Source organism: Erythrobacter sp. W302b, assembly GCF_046452395.1.
Classification (GTDB): domain Bacteria; phylum Pseudomonadota; class Alphaproteobacteria; order Sphingomonadales; family Sphingomonadaceae; genus Erythrobacter.
In genome coordinates this window covers 484,871-501,811 of record NZ_JBKFDH010000001.1, presented here as the reverse complement: position 1 = coordinate 501,811, position 16,941 = coordinate 484,871, and the positions used below count along the sequence as shown (strand labels likewise).

Annotated in this window: 27 protein-coding genes; 23 read left to right on the top strand and 4 right to left on the bottom strand. The window is 64.3% G+C overall.

What is annotated here, in order from left to right; genetic code table 11:
• Nucleotides 1-19 precede the first annotated feature (19 nt).
• The 13 genes from ACLBKT_RS02405 to ACLBKT_RS02345 all read left to right on the top strand — a co-directional run bounded on the left by ACLBKT_RS02405 (nt 20) and on the right by ACLBKT_RS02345 (nt 4,966).
• Entirely contained in the window at nt 20-217 is a 198-nt protein-coding gene (locus ACLBKT_RS02405) for a hypothetical protein (RefSeq protein ID WP_410181384.1), read from the top strand.
• Nucleotides 218-257: 40 nt separating this feature from the next.
• Nucleotides 258-1,193 (top strand): phage shock protein PspA, encoded by a 936-nt coding sequence (gene pspA, locus ACLBKT_RS02400; protein WP_410181383.1) that lies wholly within the window; start codon nt 258-260, stop codon nt 1,191-1,193.
• Between the two features lie 3 nt (nt 1,194-1,196).
• Nucleotides 1,197-1,502 carry an envelope stress response membrane protein PspB gene (gene pspB, locus ACLBKT_RS02395; RefSeq protein WP_410181382.1) on the top strand — a complete coding sequence of 102 codons (306 nt, stop codon included), beginning with the start codon at nt 1,197-1,199 and terminating at the stop codon, nt 1,500-1,502.
• Entirely contained in the window at nt 1,499-1,876 is a 378-nt protein-coding gene (pspC, locus tag ACLBKT_RS02390; RefSeq protein ID WP_166547423.1) for an envelope stress response membrane protein PspC, read from the top strand. The genes pspB and pspC overlap by 4 nt, the downstream gene beginning before the upstream one ends.
• A 30-nt stretch (nt 1,877-1,906) precedes the next feature.
• Nucleotides 1,907-2,221 (top strand): hypothetical protein, encoded by a 315-nt coding sequence (locus ACLBKT_RS02385; RefSeq protein ID WP_410181381.1) that lies wholly within the window; start codon nt 1,907-1,909, stop codon nt 2,219-2,221.
• Nucleotides 2,221-2,565, top strand: coding sequence for a hypothetical protein (locus tag ACLBKT_RS02380; RefSeq protein WP_410181380.1), 345 nt, complete (start codon nt 2,221-2,223; stop codon nt 2,563-2,565). Before ACLBKT_RS02385 ends, ACLBKT_RS02380 begins: the two co-directional genes overlap by 1 nt.
• Entirely contained in the window at nt 2,565-2,924 is a 360-nt protein-coding gene (locus ACLBKT_RS02375; protein ID WP_410181379.1) for a hypothetical protein, read from the top strand. The genes ACLBKT_RS02380 and ACLBKT_RS02375 overlap by 1 nt, the downstream gene beginning before the upstream one ends.
• Nucleotides 2,924-3,238: a hypothetical protein gene (locus ACLBKT_RS02370; protein WP_410181378.1), complete on the top strand. Its 315-nt coding sequence runs from the start codon at nt 2,924-2,926 to the stop codon at nt 3,236-3,238. Before ACLBKT_RS02375 ends, ACLBKT_RS02370 begins: the two co-directional genes overlap by 1 nt.
• On the top strand, nt 3,235-3,546 hold the full coding sequence (locus ACLBKT_RS02365) for a hypothetical protein (protein WP_410181377.1): 312 nt from the start codon (nt 3,235-3,237) through the stop codon (nt 3,544-3,546). Before ACLBKT_RS02370 ends, ACLBKT_RS02365 begins: the two co-directional genes overlap by 4 nt.
• Complete coding sequence (locus ACLBKT_RS02360) at nt 3,543-3,794, top strand: hypothetical protein (protein WP_410181376.1); 252 nt, start codon at nt 3,543-3,545, stop codon at nt 3,792-3,794. The genes ACLBKT_RS02365 and ACLBKT_RS02360 overlap by 4 nt, the downstream gene beginning before the upstream one ends.
• The gene (locus ACLBKT_RS02355) at nt 3,791-3,967 is read left to right on the top strand and encodes a hypothetical protein (protein ID WP_410181375.1); all 177 of its coding nucleotides are present in this window, start codon (nt 3,791-3,793) and stop codon (nt 3,965-3,967) included. The genes ACLBKT_RS02360 and ACLBKT_RS02355 overlap by 4 nt, the downstream gene beginning before the upstream one ends.
• A gap of 126 nt (nt 3,968-4,093) precedes the next feature.
• On the top strand, nt 4,094-4,504 hold the full coding sequence (locus tag ACLBKT_RS02350; protein ID WP_410181374.1) for a SufE family protein: 411 nt from the start codon (nt 4,094-4,096) through the stop codon (nt 4,502-4,504).
• Between the two features lie 84 nt (nt 4,505-4,588).
• Nucleotides 4,589-4,966: a VOC family protein gene (locus ACLBKT_RS02345; RefSeq protein ID WP_410181373.1), complete on the top strand. Its 378-nt coding sequence runs from the start codon at nt 4,589-4,591 to the stop codon at nt 4,964-4,966.
• Here the strand turns inward: ACLBKT_RS02345 and ACLBKT_RS02340 are convergent.
• The 4 genes from ACLBKT_RS02340 to ACLBKT_RS02325 all read right to left on the bottom strand — a co-directional run bounded on the left by ACLBKT_RS02340 (nt 4,963) and on the right by ACLBKT_RS02325 (nt 7,326).
• Complete coding sequence (locus ACLBKT_RS02340) at nt 4,963-5,493, bottom strand: sterol desaturase family protein (protein WP_410181372.1); 531 nt, start codon at nt 5,491-5,493, stop codon at nt 4,963-4,965. The two genes, ACLBKT_RS02345 and ACLBKT_RS02340, sit on opposite strands and share 4 nt — an antisense overlap.
• On the bottom strand, nt 5,490-6,287 hold the full coding sequence (locus tag ACLBKT_RS02335; protein ID WP_410181371.1) for a fatty acid desaturase: 798 nt from the start codon (nt 6,285-6,287) through the stop codon (nt 5,490-5,492). Before ACLBKT_RS02335 ends, ACLBKT_RS02340 begins: the two co-directional genes overlap by 4 nt.
• Nucleotides 6,288-6,439: 152 nt before the next feature.
• Nucleotides 6,440-6,721: a hypothetical protein gene (locus tag ACLBKT_RS02330; RefSeq protein ID WP_410181370.1), complete on the bottom strand. Its 282-nt coding sequence runs from the start codon at nt 6,719-6,721 to the stop codon at nt 6,440-6,442.
• 188 nt (nt 6,722-6,909) lie between these two features.
• Entirely contained in the window at nt 6,910-7,326 is a 417-nt protein-coding gene (locus ACLBKT_RS02325; protein WP_410181369.1) for an acyl-CoA thioesterase, read from the bottom strand.
• A gap of 128 nt (nt 7,327-7,454) precedes the next feature.
• Here ACLBKT_RS02325 and leuC point away from each other — a divergent pair, with 128 nt between their 5' ends.
• The 10 genes from leuC (at nt 7,455) to ACLBKT_RS02275 (ending at nt 16,920) form a co-directional block, all read left to right on the top strand.
• On the top strand, nt 7,455-8,885 hold the full coding sequence (gene leuC, locus ACLBKT_RS02320; protein ID WP_410181368.1) for a 3-isopropylmalate dehydratase large subunit: 1,431 nt from the start codon (nt 7,455-7,457) through the stop codon (nt 8,883-8,885).
• A gap of 45 nt (nt 8,886-8,930) precedes the next feature.
• Complete coding sequence (locus ACLBKT_RS02315; RefSeq protein ID WP_410181367.1) at nt 8,931-9,107, top strand: isopropylmalate isomerase; 177 nt, start codon at nt 8,931-8,933, stop codon at nt 9,105-9,107.
• Between the two features lie 10 nt (nt 9,108-9,117).
• On the top strand, nt 9,118-9,720 hold the full coding sequence (gene leuD, locus ACLBKT_RS02310) for a 3-isopropylmalate dehydratase small subunit (protein WP_410181366.1): 603 nt from the start codon (nt 9,118-9,120) through the stop codon (nt 9,718-9,720).
• Between the two features lie 25 nt (nt 9,721-9,745).
• Nucleotides 9,746-10,744: an NADPH:quinone oxidoreductase family protein gene (locus ACLBKT_RS02305; RefSeq protein WP_410181365.1), complete on the top strand. Its 999-nt coding sequence runs from the start codon at nt 9,746-9,748 to the stop codon at nt 10,742-10,744.
• A gap of 88 nt (nt 10,745-10,832) precedes the next feature.
• Nucleotides 10,833-11,156 (top strand): DUF1476 domain-containing protein, encoded by a 324-nt coding sequence (locus ACLBKT_RS02300; RefSeq protein ID WP_410181364.1) that lies wholly within the window; start codon nt 10,833-10,835, stop codon nt 11,154-11,156.
• Nucleotides 11,157-11,159: 3 nt separating this feature from the next.
• A complete protein-coding gene (locus ACLBKT_RS02295; protein WP_410181363.1) occupies nt 11,160-11,393 on the top strand; it encodes a BolA/IbaG family iron-sulfur metabolism protein in 234 nt (77 codons plus the stop codon).
• Nucleotides 11,394-11,434: 41 nt separating this feature from the next.
• Nucleotides 11,435-11,764, top strand: coding sequence for a Grx4 family monothiol glutaredoxin (gene grxD, locus ACLBKT_RS02290; RefSeq protein ID WP_410181362.1), 330 nt, complete (start codon nt 11,435-11,437; stop codon nt 11,762-11,764).
• A 471-nt stretch (nt 11,765-12,235) separates the two neighbouring features.
• On the top strand, nt 12,236-13,018 hold the full coding sequence (locus ACLBKT_RS02285; protein ID WP_410181361.1) for an NUDIX hydrolase: 783 nt from the start codon (nt 12,236-12,238) through the stop codon (nt 13,016-13,018).
• Between the two features lie 266 nt (nt 13,019-13,284).
• Nucleotides 13,285-15,822 (top strand): glycoside hydrolase family 3 N-terminal domain-containing protein, encoded by a 2,538-nt coding sequence (locus ACLBKT_RS02280; protein WP_410181360.1) that lies wholly within the window; start codon nt 13,285-13,287, stop codon nt 15,820-15,822.
• Nucleotides 15,823-15,885: 63 nt separating this feature from the next.
• Nucleotides 15,886-16,920: a glycoside hydrolase family 5 protein gene (locus ACLBKT_RS02275; protein ID WP_410181359.1), complete on the top strand. Its 1,035-nt coding sequence runs from the start codon at nt 15,886-15,888 to the stop codon at nt 16,918-16,920.
• The last annotated feature ends 21 nt before the right edge of the window (nt 16,921-16,941 follow it).

Below are 16,941 nucleotides of genomic sequence, written 5' to 3'. Positions count from 1 at the left end.
AGCACTTGGGAGGCTCACTATGATCGACCGCAACGCCGCAAACGCCCGCTCCTCGGACAGCTTCTGGAACACCAAGCTCGGTCATGCAGCATTGGCCAGCATCGCTGCGATGGTGATGATGATCGCGCTGTCGTCGCAGATCCAGCCCAGCGCTGCCCATGCCGCTCCGATCGCTCACCCCGCTGCCGAATCCGGCGCGATGATCGAGATCGCATAAGGTGGGCGACCCCTTTGACCCCCTCGGGCCGGAACGCCCCATGCAGGATGTCCCCCCTGCCGACGCTGACCGCACCGCGAAGCCCACGCGCGCTGCCTTCGACAGCGATGTTCCGGCCCAACCCTCCCGCCTGCTTTCGTCCACGCGCCTGTCGCGGCTCGACGAGGAAATCGAGGCCTTGCGCCGCAACCCCAGCCCGTCGCAATCTCGCCGGGCAACTGCCGACCAGGAGCACGACCGCGTCGCTCCCCTGGACCGGGTCAATTCGTTTCTCGATGGAGTAGCCTTCATGGGCATTTTCAGCCGCACCCGCGACATTATTGCCGCCAACTTCAACGACATGCTCGACAAGGCGGATGATCCGTCGAAGATGATCCGCATGATCATCCTCGAGATGGAAGAAACTCTGGTCGAAGTCCGCGCCAGCGCGGCGCGCACCATTGCCGACCAGAAGGAAATGCATCGCCACTGCGTGAAGCTCGACCGTCTCCAGGCCGACTGGAGCGAGAAAGCGCAACTGGCGTTGAGCAAGGACCGCGAAGACCTCGCCCGCGCCGCACTGGTCGAACGGAAGAAGGCCAGCGACATGGCCGAACAGCTGAAAAGCGAAATCGCCGTGCTCGACGACGCCCTGCGCGCCTACGAGGAAGACATCGCCAAGCTCCAGCACCGTCTGCGCGAAGCCCGCAGCCGTCAGACCGCGATCGCCGCACGCCTCGAAAGCGCGGAAAACCGCGTCAAGCTGCGCACGCTGATGAGCACCGAGCGCACCGACGAGGCGCTGGCGCGCTTCGACCAGCTCGAACGCCGGGTGGATTACGCCGAAGGCCGCGCCGATGCGCTGCGCATCGCCGAGGACGGGCCGCCGAGCCTCGCCGACGAAATCGCCGCGCTCGCCGGATCGGACGCCATTGATGACGAACTGGCCGCGATGAAGAAAGCGCTTGGCAAAGCCGACGACAGCAAGGGGGAATAAATCATGGATTTCGAAGTCATTCTTGTTGTCGCGATGCTGTTCATCGGTTTGCCCTGGGTCATCCTGCATTACATGACCAAGTGGAAGACCGCCGCCACGATCACCGTCGATGACGAAGTGCTGCTGGAGGAACTCTACAATCTCGCCAAGCGGCTCGATGAACGGATGGACACGGTCGAACGTCTGGTCGCCAGTGACGACCCGAGCTTCACTCCCGCCCGCCGCCTGATCGCCGATCAGGAACAAGACAACCAGCAACTGCGCGAATTGGAAGCGCTGATTGCCGAGAAGAAGGGAACCCGCGCATGAACAGCCCCCGCACCACGCTCTACCGTGACAAGCACAATGCCAAGCTGATGGGCGTGTGCTCCGGCATCGCCGACTACACCGGGGTGAACGTCTTCTGGGTCCGCATGGCCGCGTTCTTCTCGATCTTCATCACCGGTGGCTGGTCGATCCTGGCCTATTTCGTGGCCGGCTTCATCCTCAACAAGAAGCCGCCGCATCTCTACCGGGACGAAAGCGAGCAGAAGTACTGGCAGTCCGTCCGCCAGAGCCCGAAGCGCACCGCCCGCGAAATCCGCGCCGCCTTCCGTGACGTCGACCGTCGTCTGGCCGCAGTGGAAACCCACTATGTCAGCAGCAACCCGCGCCTGACCGCCGAGATCGAGCGGCTGCGCTAAGCCCGAACACACGCAACAGGGACACGTATCATGGACGCAGGAAGCCTTGGAGTGATGATCCCGATCATCGCCCTGATGATCCCGGTCATCGCGCTGTGGACAAAGCACCAGCAGAAGATGGCTGAAATGCAGCTCGGTGCCACCGCCGAACAGACCGCCGAAAAGGCCGCGCAATACGCCTCGAAGATCCAGCGCCTCGAAGATCGGGTGCAGGTGCTCGAGCGGATCGTCACCGACCGCGGCTATGACATTGCCACCCAGATCGAGGCCCTGCGCGACACCCGCAGGGTGGATGAAGAAGGCGCGGGCGTGCCGCTCGGCCTCGAGAAGAAGGAGCGCGTGTGATGGAATTTGGAGCCCCGCCCTTCGTCGTCATGATCGTTATCGTCTGCACCGCAGGCTGGCTGATCAACAACTGGATCCGCGCCAAGCACGGCTACCCGCTCGAGGACGAGTGGGGCGGCAAGACCGTCAAGCCCGACACGGGCGAAACCGAGCGGCTCAAGGCCGAGAACAAGGCGCTGCACGACAAGCTCGACGCCATGCAGGATCGCATGATCGTGCTCGAGAAAATCGTCACCGACCGTGGCTACTCGCTCGCCCAGGAAATCGAAGCGCTGCGCGACGTGCGGACGGCAGACCATGGCACGGGCGTCCCGCTCGGTCTCGATAAGAAGGAGCGCGTGTGATGGAGAATTTCGACGCTTTCCTCCCCTATCTCGGCTGGATCATCGGCGGCGGCTTCACGCTCGGCGCGCTCGGCATTCTCGCCTCGTTCCAGACGACGCGCATGAAGATCAAGAACGGGTATCCGCTCGAAGGCATGTGGGGCCAGTCCCTGAAGCCCGGCTCGGACAAGGAGACCGCACACCGCGTTACTCTGCTCACCCAGGAAAACGCCGAACTGCGCGCTGAACTCGGTGCGATGAAGGACCGGTTGGTCAATGTCGAACGGATCGTGACCGACGGCGGCTACCACCTCGGCGCGGAAATCGATGCGCTGCGGGATCGCGCCATGTCCGGCCTCAAGGACAAGGGGGAAGCGTGATGGCCGAAATGGTTCTGATAGCGATGACCATCGTCGCGATCGCTCTGATCACGGGCATGACGCTGAACGGCATCGTCGACAAGGTGATGCAGGGCAAGCGCCTGCGCCATGAAGCCCGGCTTCCCGCCGACCCGCACACCCCCGGCGTCCGCGAGATCGCTGAACGCCAGCAGATGATCGAAGACCGTCTGCGCGTGCTGGAACGGATCGCGACCGACCGGGGCAGCCTGCTGGCGGACGAGATCGAAGCGCTGCGCCGCGATACCCTCGCGCTGGCCCCCGCAGAGCGCCAGACGGAGAATGTCGCACCATGAGCAGTTGGGCTATCGTTGCGCTGGTTGCGATCGTGATCTGGGGGATCGTCGAATCGATCCGGGCCCGCGCCGGGATTATCACCGATGAGGACGGCAACCAGAAGGTCGTGACCCGCGAAGATGGGCGCAGCCTGGCCGAAATCGAAGCCGCCCGGCGCGAGGTGAGCGAACTCAAGGAACGGGTGAAAGTGCTGGAACGCATCGTCACCGACAGCAACACCGGCGATGCGCGCGTGACAGCGCAGATCGCGGCCGAAATCGAAGCGCTGCGGGCTCTACCGCAGGCGAAGGAGGAACAGCACAAATGATCACTCCGCTTCTCGACCCTTCCGTGATCACCGCCACATCCGGCCTGATCGCGATCATCGTCATCGCCGCCGCGCTGCTGCGTGGCTGGCAGGGCTGGCTTGACCTCAAGCGGCAGGAGCTGGACCGCAACGTCCACCACCCTGCGGCGGCTGACGGTTCCAGCATCGGCACCGCCCGGATCGAACTGGCCGATCTCAAGGAGCGCATCCGCAAGCTGGAAGCCATCGCCAGCGGGGTCGAGCTGTGAGCACAGCTCGCAATACCGCGACGCAGGCGGGTATCGGCCTCGGCAGCGCGATCGCGGTGGCGATCAGCTGGAGCCTCCACAAGTCGATCATCTGGGCCGCCATCCACGGCTTCTTCGGCTGGTTCTATGTGATCTACTATGCCCTTACCCGGCCCGGCGGCCTGAGCGGGTAATTGCGCGGAACGGCCTCCTCCCAACCCCGTTCATGCTGAGCTTGTCGAAGCATCGCCCGATCTTCTAGGGCGATAGCACAAAAATGAAGCAGCCCTTCGACAGGCTCAGGGCAACGGAGTTAGTCATTGCGCACCCTTTCCGATATTCTCGAGGAATATGAATTCCTCGAAGGTGACGAACGTTACGGCCTGCTGATCGAGCTCGGCCGCAGCCTCGAGCCGATGCCCGATGCGCTCAAGACCGATGCGACGCTGGTGCGCGGCTGTTCGGCGGCGGTCTGGGTCTATCCCGCCTCGCAGGAGGAGCAAAAGCTCCACTTCCTCGCCGACAGCAATGCCGCGATCACCAAAGGGATTGTCGCGCTGGTCATCGCCGCGGTGCAGGACAAGCCTGCTGCCGAGGTCGCGCAGATGGACGTGATGGGCGCGCTCGCCCCGTTCGATCTCAGGAACCAGCTCTCGAGCAACCGCACGCAGGGCGTGCCCAACATGATCGCGCTGGTGAAGGAACACGCCGCGCGGCTCGCGGCTGGCTGACCCTTTGGCGCGGAGGGGCAGATAGCGTAATCTCGGCCCCGGGGGACAAGCGCAGGGCGAGTCGCCCCGTTGGGGAGAGACGCAATGCTCACCGATGCCAAGCCCGTCTGCTTCGTGCTCACCGCCGATCTGGCCAAGGCGCGCGGCTTCTACACCGAAACCCTGGGCCTCACCGAAACCGGCGAAGATCCTTTCGCGGTCAGCTATGATCTGGCGGGCACCACGCTGCGGCTCACGGCGATAGAAAACCACCAGCCCGGCCAGCATACAGTGCTCGGCTGGCAGGTCGCCGATATCACGGCGATGATCGATGCGCTGACCGCCAAGGGCGTGACCTTCGCGATCTACGAGGGCTACGGGCAGGACGCGCGCGGCGTGTGGACGCACCCCGCATCGGGCGCGAAGGTCGCGTGGTTCCTCGATCCCGAGGGCAACAATCTCAGCCTGACGCAGGCGCCTTAGAGGTTACGCCCCACGGTCTCGAAGCCCTCAGCCCCTGCGCTGTCGCGCACCACGGCGATCCCCGCTTCCTTTTGCGCCTTGAGCTCGGCTTTCAGCTTGGCCGGATCGCGCGCGAAGACGAAGCCGAAGCTGACCCCGCCCTCCTTGCCGATGGTCGCATGGTGGAGCTTGTGCGCCTGCACCAGCCGCTTGGCGTAGCCTTTCCTCGGCACCCACTTCCAATAACGCTGGTGGACGAGGCCGTCATGCACCAGCGTATAGATCACCCCGTAGAGCGTGATGCCGACGGCGAACCACCACAGCCAGTCCCAGTAGAGCGAGCCGTAGATATACATCGCGGCGTTGATCGTGCCGAAGACGACCGCGAACAGGTCGTTCTTCTCCAGCAGATTGTCATGCGGCTCGTGATGATCGCGGTGCCAGCCCCAGCCCCAGCCGTGCATGATGTACTTGTGCGCATACCACGCGAACAGCTCCATCCCGATCAGCGAGGACATGACGGTGAGAAACACTTCGAGCCAGCTCATGCAGGCACCTTCTCAATCGATTCAACCCGGCCCACCCCGGCCCGGCGCGCACGCGGCAGCGCCCACCACGGCACATCGGGGCGGCGGTGGTGTTCCAGATGATAGCCGAAATGAAAGCACGAGGCGAGGCTCGCGAGCGTGCCGAAATCCTCACTACGGGTGTTGTGGCGGTCGGCGAAATCCGTCGCATCCTCGCCCGGCGCATGGCGGTGCGGGCGGAAGGTGCCGAAATAGAACAGCTGGAGCGATGATCCCAGCGCCGGCAGACCATAGAGCAGCACGATCTGCACCATCGGAATATCCAGCACCAGCCAGTAGATCCCGACCACGGTGTGCACAAACAGGATCGAACGCCAGCCGAAATAGCGCCGGAAGAAGGTGCGGTACCACCTCAGGAAATCAGCTGGATTGTGCTCGTCGAAATCGGGATCACCCGGATGGCCGGCCAGCTTGTGATGATCGAAATGCGCATCGCGCAACTGCCGCCATGCGAAGCCCGCATAGAGCGCCAGCAGCACGGCGCCGATGGCTCCGTTGATACGCGGCTGGCCGGGCACCAGCGTCCCGTGCATCGCATCGTGACAGACAATGAAAACGCCGACGGAAAGCCAGCACTGCACCGCTGCCAGCGCCAGCGCTAAGGGCCAGTTCGACCAGGTCAGTTCGAACACGAACATGCCGTAAGCATGGATCCCCAGCCAGCTCCCGGCAATCGCCAGCGCCAGCGCAAGGCCGATGGCGCTCTGCAAGGTCCGCTTAGGCAGCGTGAAGCCTGGGGCAAAATGCGGGTTCATCGGACCAAGGATACGCACGGGCAAGCCATGCAGATGCGTATAGTCCGCAAAGCCCCTATGGCAATTGCGTTTGCGCGAGGGTCGCGCGCGCCCGCGCCGCAGGCGACACACTCCCACTGACAATGCCGCCGTTCAGAGGCGTCACGTCACGCTCAGTTCGTGACCTTGTCGACCGCCTCTTCGGCCGCTGCGCCGACCTGTTCGGCCGCATCGCCCACCTGTTGCGCGGCTTCAGCAACCGCAGCATCCTTGGCCGCTTCGGATTCGCTCATTTGCGAGAACACAAAAAGCGCCGCCACAGCGATCAGGACCAGCACGATCAACCCGACCCATTTGGTGCCACCGCCAGAACTTGCCCGGTCTGTAACAATCGTGGTGGTGGTGTGGGTATTGCCTTCAGGCGTGCGTGTTTCCGTGATGCGTTCTTCGGTCATGTCGTCTTCCTAAGTGAGTGACCCGCACTCACCCACAGGCATCGCTGCATGAATTGCAACATCACGTGTTAGGAATCGACGGGCCGTGACTCCGCCAAGGGGGCCCATCCAACCGCGTTGCGCAGCGTGGTTGCAAATGGCCGCATTCGGGATGAAGCCATTGCGATCAGGCCGCTCAGGCCTGCCGCTTATTCCCCTTTGGGGAAGAAGAATTCGCGCAGATGCTCGCCGATGCGCGCCGGTCGCAGGGTTTCTGCATCGATGCAGCACCAGCTCGATTGCACCTCGGCCAGCACCTCTTCGCCGCGCTTGATCAACGTCGAATAGAACGCGCGCGCGCCGTTGAAGCGTTCGAGCACGGTCTGGGCGATCACGTCGTCCTCAAGAAAGGCGGGCTTGCGATAGGTGATCTCATGCTTCAGCGCGACCCACGCCTTGCTGGCCACATCCTCGGCCGGGGCGAGCTTGTTCCAGTGCGCAAGCACCGCGTCCTGCACCCAGTTGAGATACCGCGCGTTGTTGACGTGGCCCATGAAGTCGATGTCGCCCGGCTGGACGATGATCGGGTGAAGAAAGGCGACCGCCGGGGATTCGTTTGCTGACATGTCTGTAAGCTAGCGCAAGATTATGACAATTTCCACCAAGGCGTGTCGATGAATTGCCGCAATCTTGCCACGGCTCGACAATCGTGACTATTGGGCCGCACTCTCACCCCCGAATAATGGACCCGATCATGGCTAGCCGCCCTCGCACCCTCTACGAAAAGATCTGGGACGCGCATGTCGTGGAGACACGCGATGATGGGACGGCGCTGATCTATATTGACCGGCATCTGGTGCACGAAGTCACCAGCCCGCAGGCCTTCGAGGCGCTGAAAGTGGCCGGGCGTCCGGTGCGGCGGCCCGAATTGACCCTGGCAGTACCCGACCACAACCTGCCGACGACTGCGCGACGAGACGCCAACGGCATGCCGATGCCCATCGCCGATCCCGAAAGCGCAGCGCAGCTCGCCGCGCTCGAGGTCAACGCCCCCGCCTTCGGCATCCGTTACATCCCCGCAACCGCCAAGGAACAGGGGATCGTCCACGTGGTCGGACCGGAACAGGGCTTTTCGCTGCCCGGCACCACCATCGTCTGCGGCGATTCGCATACCGCCTGTCATGGCGGGCTCGGCGCGCTGGCGTTCGGGATCGGGACGAGTGAAGTCGAGCATGTGCTCGCCACCCAGACCCTGCTGCTCCAGCAGTCGAAGCCGATGGAAGTGCGGGTCGAGGGCGATCTTGGCCCCGGCATCAGCGCGAAGGACCTGATCCTCCACATCATCGGCCGGATCGGGGCAGCGGGCGGATCGGGCTATGTGATCGAATACCGGGGCAAGGTGTTCGAGCGCATGACCATCGAGGAACGCCTCACCGTCTGCAACATGAGCATCGAGGCCGGCGCGCGTGCGGGCCTGATCGCGCCGGATGACACCACCTTCGCCTATCTCAAGGGCCGCCCCATGGCCCCCAAGGGCGCGGAGTGGGATGCGGCGGTCGCCTATTGGCGCAGGCTTCACAGCGATGACGGCGCGACCTTCGCCAAGTCGGTCACGATCAACGCCGCTGATGTCGAACCCAGTGTCACCTGGGGCACCAGCCCCGAGGACGTCGTGCCGATTGGCGGCACGGTGCCGCACCCCGAGGACTTCGCCGACGAGAGTAAGCGCGTCGCCGCGCAGAAATCGCTCGATTACATGGGCCTCACCCCCGGCACCCCGATGACCGAGGTGCCGATCGAGAACGTGTTCATTGGCAGCTGCACCAACAGCCGCATCGAAGACCTGCGCGCCGCCGCCGCGATTCTCAAGGGCCGCCGCAAGGCTGACAATGTCCGCTGGGCAATCGTTGTCCCCGGCTCGGGTCTGGTGAAAGCCATGGCCGAGGATGAAGGCCTCGACCGGATCTTCACCGAGGCGGGCTTCGAATGGCGCGAGCCGGGCTGTTCGGCGTGCCTCGGCATGAACCCCGACAAGGTGCCCGCGGGCGAGCGCTGCGCTTCAACCAGCAACCGCAACTTCGTCGGCCGCCAAGGTCCCGGTGCACGCACCCACCTCGTCTCGCCTGCCATGGCAGCGGCTGCCGCCGTCACCGGGCGGCTCACCGACGTGCGCGAGTTGGCGTAACGCCAGCCCCTTGAAACACCGCCGCGTGAGGCGCAAGGTAACATCATGACCGACAAGCCCAAGAACAACACCGCCCGCAACGCCGCGATTGCTGCTGCCGGTGCCATCGGATCGGCGGCGATTGCTGCCGCGCTGCTCTATACCAACAAGCGCAAGAAAAAGCCGAACGAGCCGACGCAGCCCGGCCCGATTCCGTCGGGCGAGCCGCCGCAAACTGATTGACAGGAACCCCATGCAGCCCCTCACCCACGTCGAAGGCCGCGCCATTCCGCTCGGCCTCAAGAATGTTGATACCGACATCATCATCCCGGCCAGATGGCTCAAGACCATCAGCCGCGAAGGCCTTGGCGCGGGCGCATTTGAATCGCTGCGCGCGGAACCCGGGAATGTCTTCGACGATCCCGCCTACCAGGGTGCGCCGATCTTGATCGCGGGCGACAATTACGGCTGCGGATCGAGCCGCGAACACGCGGCGTGGGCGATGCTCGACCTTGGCATCCGCGTGGTGATCGCGCCGAGCTTTTCCGACATCCATTCGGGCAATGCGGTCAAGAACGGCATCCTGCCCGTGGTGCTTCCGCAAGAAGCGGTCGACCGGCTGCTGGAAGTGGCGCGTGAGGGGCTGGAGATCAGCGTCGATCTCGAGGCGCAGACCGTCACCACCCCCTATCAGGACCGCTTCGTCTTCGAGATCGACCCGTTCCGCAAGCACTGCCTGCTCCACGGGCTCGACGAGGTCGGGCTGACGATGGCGCGGGACGAGGCCATCGGCGCCTTCGAAGCAAGCCGCACCGCCGGTCAGCCGTGGCTGATGCGCGGCACCGCGGCGGCATAGAATTACCATACCGGGAGAGGACACAATGAAAGCTATTCGCACCCACGCCATCGGTGGGCCTGAAACGCTGACCCTGGACGAGGTCGAGACCCCCACCCCCGGCAAGGGCGAAGTGCTGGTCGCGGTCAAGGCTTGCGCGATCAACTATCCCGATGGGCTGATCATCCGCGACATGTACCAGTTCAAGCCGCAGCGGCCCTTCTCGCCTGGCGGCGAGATCTCGGGCGTGATCGAGGCGGTGGGCGAAGGCGTCGAAGGCTTTGCCGTGGGTGACCGGGTGCTGGCCGGGATCGGCAACGGAGGGCTGGCCGAGAAGGTCGTTGTCCCCGCTGGCCGGATGTTCAAGGTGCCCGATGGCGTGCCGTTCGAGAAGGCCGCCTCGCTGTTGATGACCTATGGCACCACCATCCACGGCCTCAAGGACCGCGGGCACATCAAGGCGGGCGACACCGTCTTGATCCTTGGCGCGGCGGGCGGCGTGGGGCTTTCGGCCATCGAACTCAGCAAGGCATTCGGCGCGCGTGTGGTTGCCGCCGTCTCCTCCGAGGCCAAGGGCGAAGTTGCGCGCAAGGCCGGGGCCGACGAGGTCGTGATCTACCCGCGCGAGGCGATGGACAAGGACGCCTCCAAGGCGCTCGCCGACGCCTTCAAGAAAGCCTGCGGCCCCGAAGGCGCGAACATCGTGTATGACATTGTCGGCGGGCAATATTCCGAGCCTGCCCTGCGCGCCATCGCGTGGGAGGGGCGTTTCCTGGTGGTCGGCTTCCCCGCCGGGATCGCCAAGATGCCGCTCAACCTCACGCTCCTCAAATCCTGCGACATCTGCGGCGTCTTCTGGGGCGCCTTCACGGCGCGCGATCCCGAGGGCTTCCACGCGCAGGTCAACGAGCTGTTCGATCTGATGAAAGCGGGCAAGATCGATCCGCTGGTCTCCGAAACCTTCCCCCTCGCCCGTGCCGGCGATGCCATCGCCAAGCTCGAAGCGCGCGAGGCCGTGGGCAAGCTTGTCGTGACGATGGATTAGTGCCGTGCGGGCGCGGCTTCCCGCTTGAAGCTGCGCCCGCCCGCCTCTATCGCTGGCGCGGATCGTATCGGAAGGGACACGCAAGCACATGACCGACTTCAAGGATCGCGAACGCGCCGAGGAAGCCAAGTTCGCGCTCGACAATGACACCGCCTTCCGCATCGCCGCGCGCCGCAACCGCCTGCTGGGCGAATGGGCGGCCGGGCTGATGAAGCTCACCCCGGAAGAAACCGACGCCTACCGCAAGGCCGTGGTGCAAGCCGATTTCGAGGAATCGGGCGATGAGGATGTGGTGCGCAAGCTGCTCGGCGATCTGACGGCCGCGCAAGCCGATGTCAGCGAAGCCGACATCCGCGCCAAGCTGGAAGACATGACCGTCGAGGCCCGGCGTCAGCTGTTCGGCGAGGTCTGAGCCATGCCGATGTCGGCCAGCGCCATCGAAGCCGCAATCCTTGCTGCCCTGCCAGGTGCCACAGTGGAATTGCGCGACCTTGCCGGGGATGATGACCACTGGGCAGCCACTGTCACCGCGCCGCAATTCGCCGGTCTCAGCCGCGTGGCGCAGCACAAACTGGTCTATGCCGCGTTCGGCGGACGCATGGGCGGGGAACTGCACGCCTTGCAAGTCACCACCGTGGTCCCCACGTAATCCCGCAACACCCACCCAAAGCATCAGGGGCGCAACGCACCATGTCCGACGCCAATTCCCGTATCTCCGATCTTGTCACCAGCAACGACGTCGTCCTGTTCATGAAGGGCACGCCGCTGTTCCCGCAGTGCGGCTTTTCCAGCAAGGCCGTTGCGATCCTCGACCATTGCGGCGTCGCCTACGAAAGCGTGGACGTGTTGCAGGACATGGAAATTCGTCAGGGCATCAAGGCTTTCTCCGACTGGCCGACCATCCCGCAGCTTTACGTGATGGGCGAATTCATCGGCGGCAGCGACATCATGATGGAGATGTTCGAAGCGGGTGAATTGCAGCAGCTGATGGATCAGAGCGGGGTCGCCAAGGTCGGTTGAACGTTCAGTCCCTCCCCGTTCGCACAGCGAATGGGGGGCACTGATCTCCCTCAACCTTTCTATTCTACGGATGCACGGCCGACCGGCCGCCCACCGGCGCCCTCAGCGTAGCGGAGGAACAGCGCCGAAGACGCACCCGCGCATCACGCACAAAGAAAAAGCGCTCCGCAGGACCAGTGCGGAGCGCTTTTCATTTTGGGGAGGCGCAACCCGGAGACCAGGAAGGGTCGCACCTCACTTTGAAGACCATTAGGACCGCCACGTATGATGCACAGTGCGTGCCAAACATGAGATATGTCGGAAATTCAACGCTTTTCCGATTTGACCACGTTGGATCCGGAGCGCGGTTGTAAAGGAACCCGACACTCTGTCCTCGCTGGTTCAATCGGCGCTGCGGCGGGCGACGGAAACCCGGCAGGACTGCGCCTTCGCTCTTGGCAAGCGCCAGCCGCAAGGCCATCCTTGACCGCCATGACCAGTGATTCCAGCCCCCAAGGCATTCCGGCCGCCACCATCATCATCTTCCGCAATGCCCCCAACGGGGCACCGCCGGAGGTGCTGATGACGGTGCGTTCGCGGAACATGACGTTTGCGGGCGGGATGGCGGTGTTTCCGGGAGGCAGGGTCGATCCGGCGGATTATGCGCTGGGCGAAGATGTGGCAGCAGCCAGCGGCCTCACCCCCGATGAAGCCGCGCACCAGATCGCCGCTGTGCGCGAGACGCTGGAGGAGACCGGCCTCGCACTCGGGCTGGCCGGTGACATCAACGCCGCCCGCGCGGCGGAGGCGCGCGCGATGCTGGCAGAAACGGGCGCACTGGCCCCGGTGCTGGAAGCCTTCGGCTGGACGCTCGATCTGGCGCAGATCACCCCGTTCGCGCGGTGGTTCCCCAAGAACGAGGCGATTGCCCGGGTCTATGACACGCGCTTCTACCTCGCCAATCTCGGCACCGGGGCGGTCGATGTGTCGATCGACCATGCGGAGAACACCCACCTGTTCTGGACCAGTGCGCAAGGTGCGCTCGACGCGGCGGAGCGCGGGGAGATCAAGTTGATCTTCCCCACCCGCCGCAATCTCGAACGCCTCGCGCTGTTTGCCAGCTTCGAGGAAGCCCGCGCGCAAGCCGAAGCGATTCCGGTGCGCACGATCATGCCGCAGGTGGTGGAGCAGGATGGCAAGCCGTGGCTGACGATCCTCAGCGATGCAGGCTATCCTGTCACCGGCGAATTGCTGGAGAATGTCGCACGCGGCTGACGACCGGGGCGCGGCCCGCTCGAATCGCGCCTCTCCTTGCCTTCGAGCCTTTTATGGTATCGCTATCATTGCACTGAAGTGTCCGTGCATTCGTATTTACGCGGCATTTTCAGCATAGGTTTCATTGGACTAGGCCAGACCTCCCCTGACCCCCCGCCAATCAGCCACCGGCCGGATTGACTTCCCGCTACAGATTTTCCAACATCAATGTTAGCGTTAGCAAGAACGCAGGGGTCTGGCGGGCATCACCGCCATGGGAGAGGGAAATGACAGGCCATTCAGGTCGCACACGGGCTTGCCTTGTCGCGGGGCTTCTGGCCTCGGCCAAGGTTGCGCCGACCGCTTGGGCGGAAGCACCCCAGACACCCGCGCCAGCCGCTGCTGCGACGATTGCGCCTGCTGCGCCCGGCACCGCCCATCCCTCGATCTGGCCCGCCTACGACTACCCCGTCCCGACCCGCGCGGAGCACGAGGCTCGGATTGCGGCGCTGATGGCGCGCATGACGATCGAGGAAAAGGTCGGGCAGTTGGTGCAGGCCGATCTGTGCTGCGTCACGCCTGATGACTTCAGGACATACAAGCTCGGCTCGCTGCTGGTCGGCGGCAATAGTGGCCCAAACGGCAATGACCTGTCCCCCGCGCCCGACTGGCTGAAGGCAGCGGATGATTTCTACCTCGCTTCGGTCGACACGTCGGACGGTGGGGTGGGCATCCCGATGATCTGGGGCATCGACGCGGTTCACGGCCATGCGAACATCATTGGCGCAACGATCTTTCCGCACAATATCGGGCTCGGCGCGATGCGCGATCCGGCGCTGATCGAACGGATTGGCGCGATCACGGCCAAGGAAATCCGGGTCACCGGGCAGGAATGGACCTTTGCCCCGACCGTCGCCGTGCCGCAGGATTTCCGCTGGGGCCGCGCTTACGAGGGCTATTCTTCCGATCCGGAGATCGTCGCCTCCTATGTCGGCGCAATGGTGCGCGGATTGCAGGGACCGCCTGCGGGCGACAATTTGCTGGCCGGGCCTTACGTGATCGCTTCGACCAAGCATTTCCTTGCCGATGGCGGCACCGATAACGGCGTCGATCAGGGCGACAGTTCGGTCAGCGAGGCGGCGTTGCGTGACATTCACGGCAAGCCCTATGGCCCTGCGATTGCCGAGGGCGTCTCGACCGTGATGGTCAGCTTTTCCAGCTGGCAGGGCGTGAAAATGACCGGCAACCACTCGCTGATCACCGGCGTTCTCAAGGAGCGGATGGACTTCGGTGGCTTTGTCGTTTCCGACTGGAACGCTCACGGGCAAGTGGCGGGCTGCACCAATGAGGCATGCCCCCAGGCGCTGCTGGCGGGCCTCGATATGTATATGGCGCCCGATACGTGGAAGCCGATCTACCATGATCTGCTCGCGCGGGCGAAGTCGGGTGCGATCCCGATGGCACGGATCGACGATGCGGTGGCGCGGATCCTGCGGGTCAAGGCGCGGCTCGGGTTGTTCGAGGCAGGCAAACCATCCGACCGCCCCTATGCCGGCCAATACGAGCTTCTCGGCGCGCCCGAGCACCGTGCCGTTGCGCGCGAAGCGGTTCGCAAGTCGCTGGTGCTGCTGAAGAATCAGGGCGTGCTCCCGCTGGCTCCGGGCAAGCGGTTGCTGGTCGCGGGCGACGGGGCTGATGACATCGCGCGCCAGTCAGGTGGCTGGACACTGACCTGGCAAGGCACCGGGATCGACAATCGCCACTTCCCCGGCGCAACCTCGGTCTGGAGCGGATTGCAGCAGGCGGTGGAGGCGGGCGGCGGCAGCGCTGTCCTCTCGCCCGATGGCAGCTACACCGAAAAGCCCGACGCCGCCGTGGTGGTGTTCGGCGAGACGCCCTATGCCGAGTTTCAGGGCGACCGGGCGGCCTTGGTGCTCGATCCCCAACTGACCGCGCCCTACGCGACGATGCGAAAATTGCAGGCCGAGGGCATTCCGGTGATCGCGGTGATGATCACCGGGCGGCCGCTCTATGTGAACCCCGCGCTCAACACCGCTGACGCTTTCGTGGTCGCATGGTTGCCGGGGAGCGAGGGCGGCGGGGTGGCCGATGTTCTGGTGGGTGATAGCGCGGGCAAGCCGCGGTTCGATTTCACCGGCACCCTGCCCGCCGCATGGCCGCGCACCACGCTGCTGAGCGAAGGCGCGCTGTTCCCGCTCGGCTTCGGCCTCGATTACAGTGCGCGGGCGGGTGACTGGGCGATGCTGCCAGAGCTCGATACCAAGAGCCTCGCGGGCGATAGCCGCGTGTGGCTCAACGCGGGCACTCCGGCAGCGCGGTGGTCGTTGATGCTGACCGGCACTGACGGCGAGGTCGAAACGCGCGTCACCACCCTTCCCGCCGAGGCGCTCGGCGGACGGATGCGGGTGACGGCTGAGAATTACAAGGTGCAGGAAGGGGCCAAGCGCTTTGCGATCACCGGCGGGAATGCGAGTGTGCAGCTCGGCAATCTCGATGGTGTGGATGTCGCGCGCGAAGCCAATGGCGATGTGATGCTGCTGGTGACGCTGCGCAGCTGGCACGCGCCCGCCAAGGCGCGGATCGGCGCGACCGGCCCCGGCAGCCGGGGGTTTGCCGAGATCGCTCTGCCGGTCAGCCAAGGCTACATTCGCTATGGCATCCCGCTCAAATGCCTGCGCGACAAGGGCGCGGACGTTGCCAAACTGACACGGCCCTTCGTGCTGGAGACCGAGGGCAAGGCGGATTTCGCCATCGCCGAAGTGCGGTTGGGGAGTGATGCGGAAGCGGTATTGCCCTGCCGCTGACGGGCTGAAGCTATCGGACTGGGGAACAAGCAAGCCGAAAAGGCTGCATCAAGGGAGAGACCAATGAAGTGCTTTGCTTTGGCATCGGCATTGAGCGTTGCGGCGCTCGGGCTGGCATCCGCCACGCTGGCGCAGGCCCCGCAATCGCCTGCGCCTGTCACCAAGCCGCTGCCGGTCGGCACCTGCATCAACATGGGCAACACGCTCGAACCGATGACCGAAGGCGCATGGGGCGGCGCTCCGGCGCGCAAGGCCGATTTCGAGCGGATTGCCGCCGCCGGTTTCGATACCGTCCGCATCCCGGTGCGCTGGCACAACAAGAGCAGCGACACCCCGCCCTACACGGTCGATCCCAAGTGGATGGACCGGGTGCAGCAGATCGTCGACTGGGCGTTGGAGGCGAAGCTCAACGTCATCCTCAACAGCCACCACTTCGACCCGATCCATGACGATCCGCTGGCGGTGGCTGCCTGGCATGGCGGGGTCTGGAAACAGATCGCGGCGCGCTTTGCCGGTTACCCCGAAGCCACCTTGTGGTTCGAACTCGAAAACGAGCCGCACAAGAATTTCAACCACAGCAATCTGCTCGCCACCCTCGCCCCGGCGCTGAAGGAAGTGCGCGCGCTGCATCCGACCCGTGCGGTGATTATCGGCGGCGAGAACTGGAGCGGGATCAAGTCGCTGGAAACGCTGCCACTGCCCGAAGACCCGAACATCCACCCGACCTTCCACTACTATGACCCCTTCACCTACACCCATCAGGGGGCGGAGTGGACCAAACCCGATATGCCGCCCGTGGGCCGGGTGTTCCCGACGACGCAGGATGCCGCCCAACTCGCCCGGGATGTGGCCTCGATCCAGACCTATATCGCCCGCACCGGCAAGACTCCGTTCATGGGCGAAGTCGGCGCTTATGATGCGCACATCCCGCTGGCCGACCGGGTGAAGTATCACCGCATGATCACCGATGCCTTCGCCCCCACCGGGATCGGCGTGTGCATGTGGGCCTATACCAACACCTTCCCGTTCTATGACCAGAACCAGCGCAAGTGGCTGCCCGGCATGTTGGGCGCGGTGGGGCTGAAGGAACAGAACTGACGGATGAGGAGCCTGAAGGTC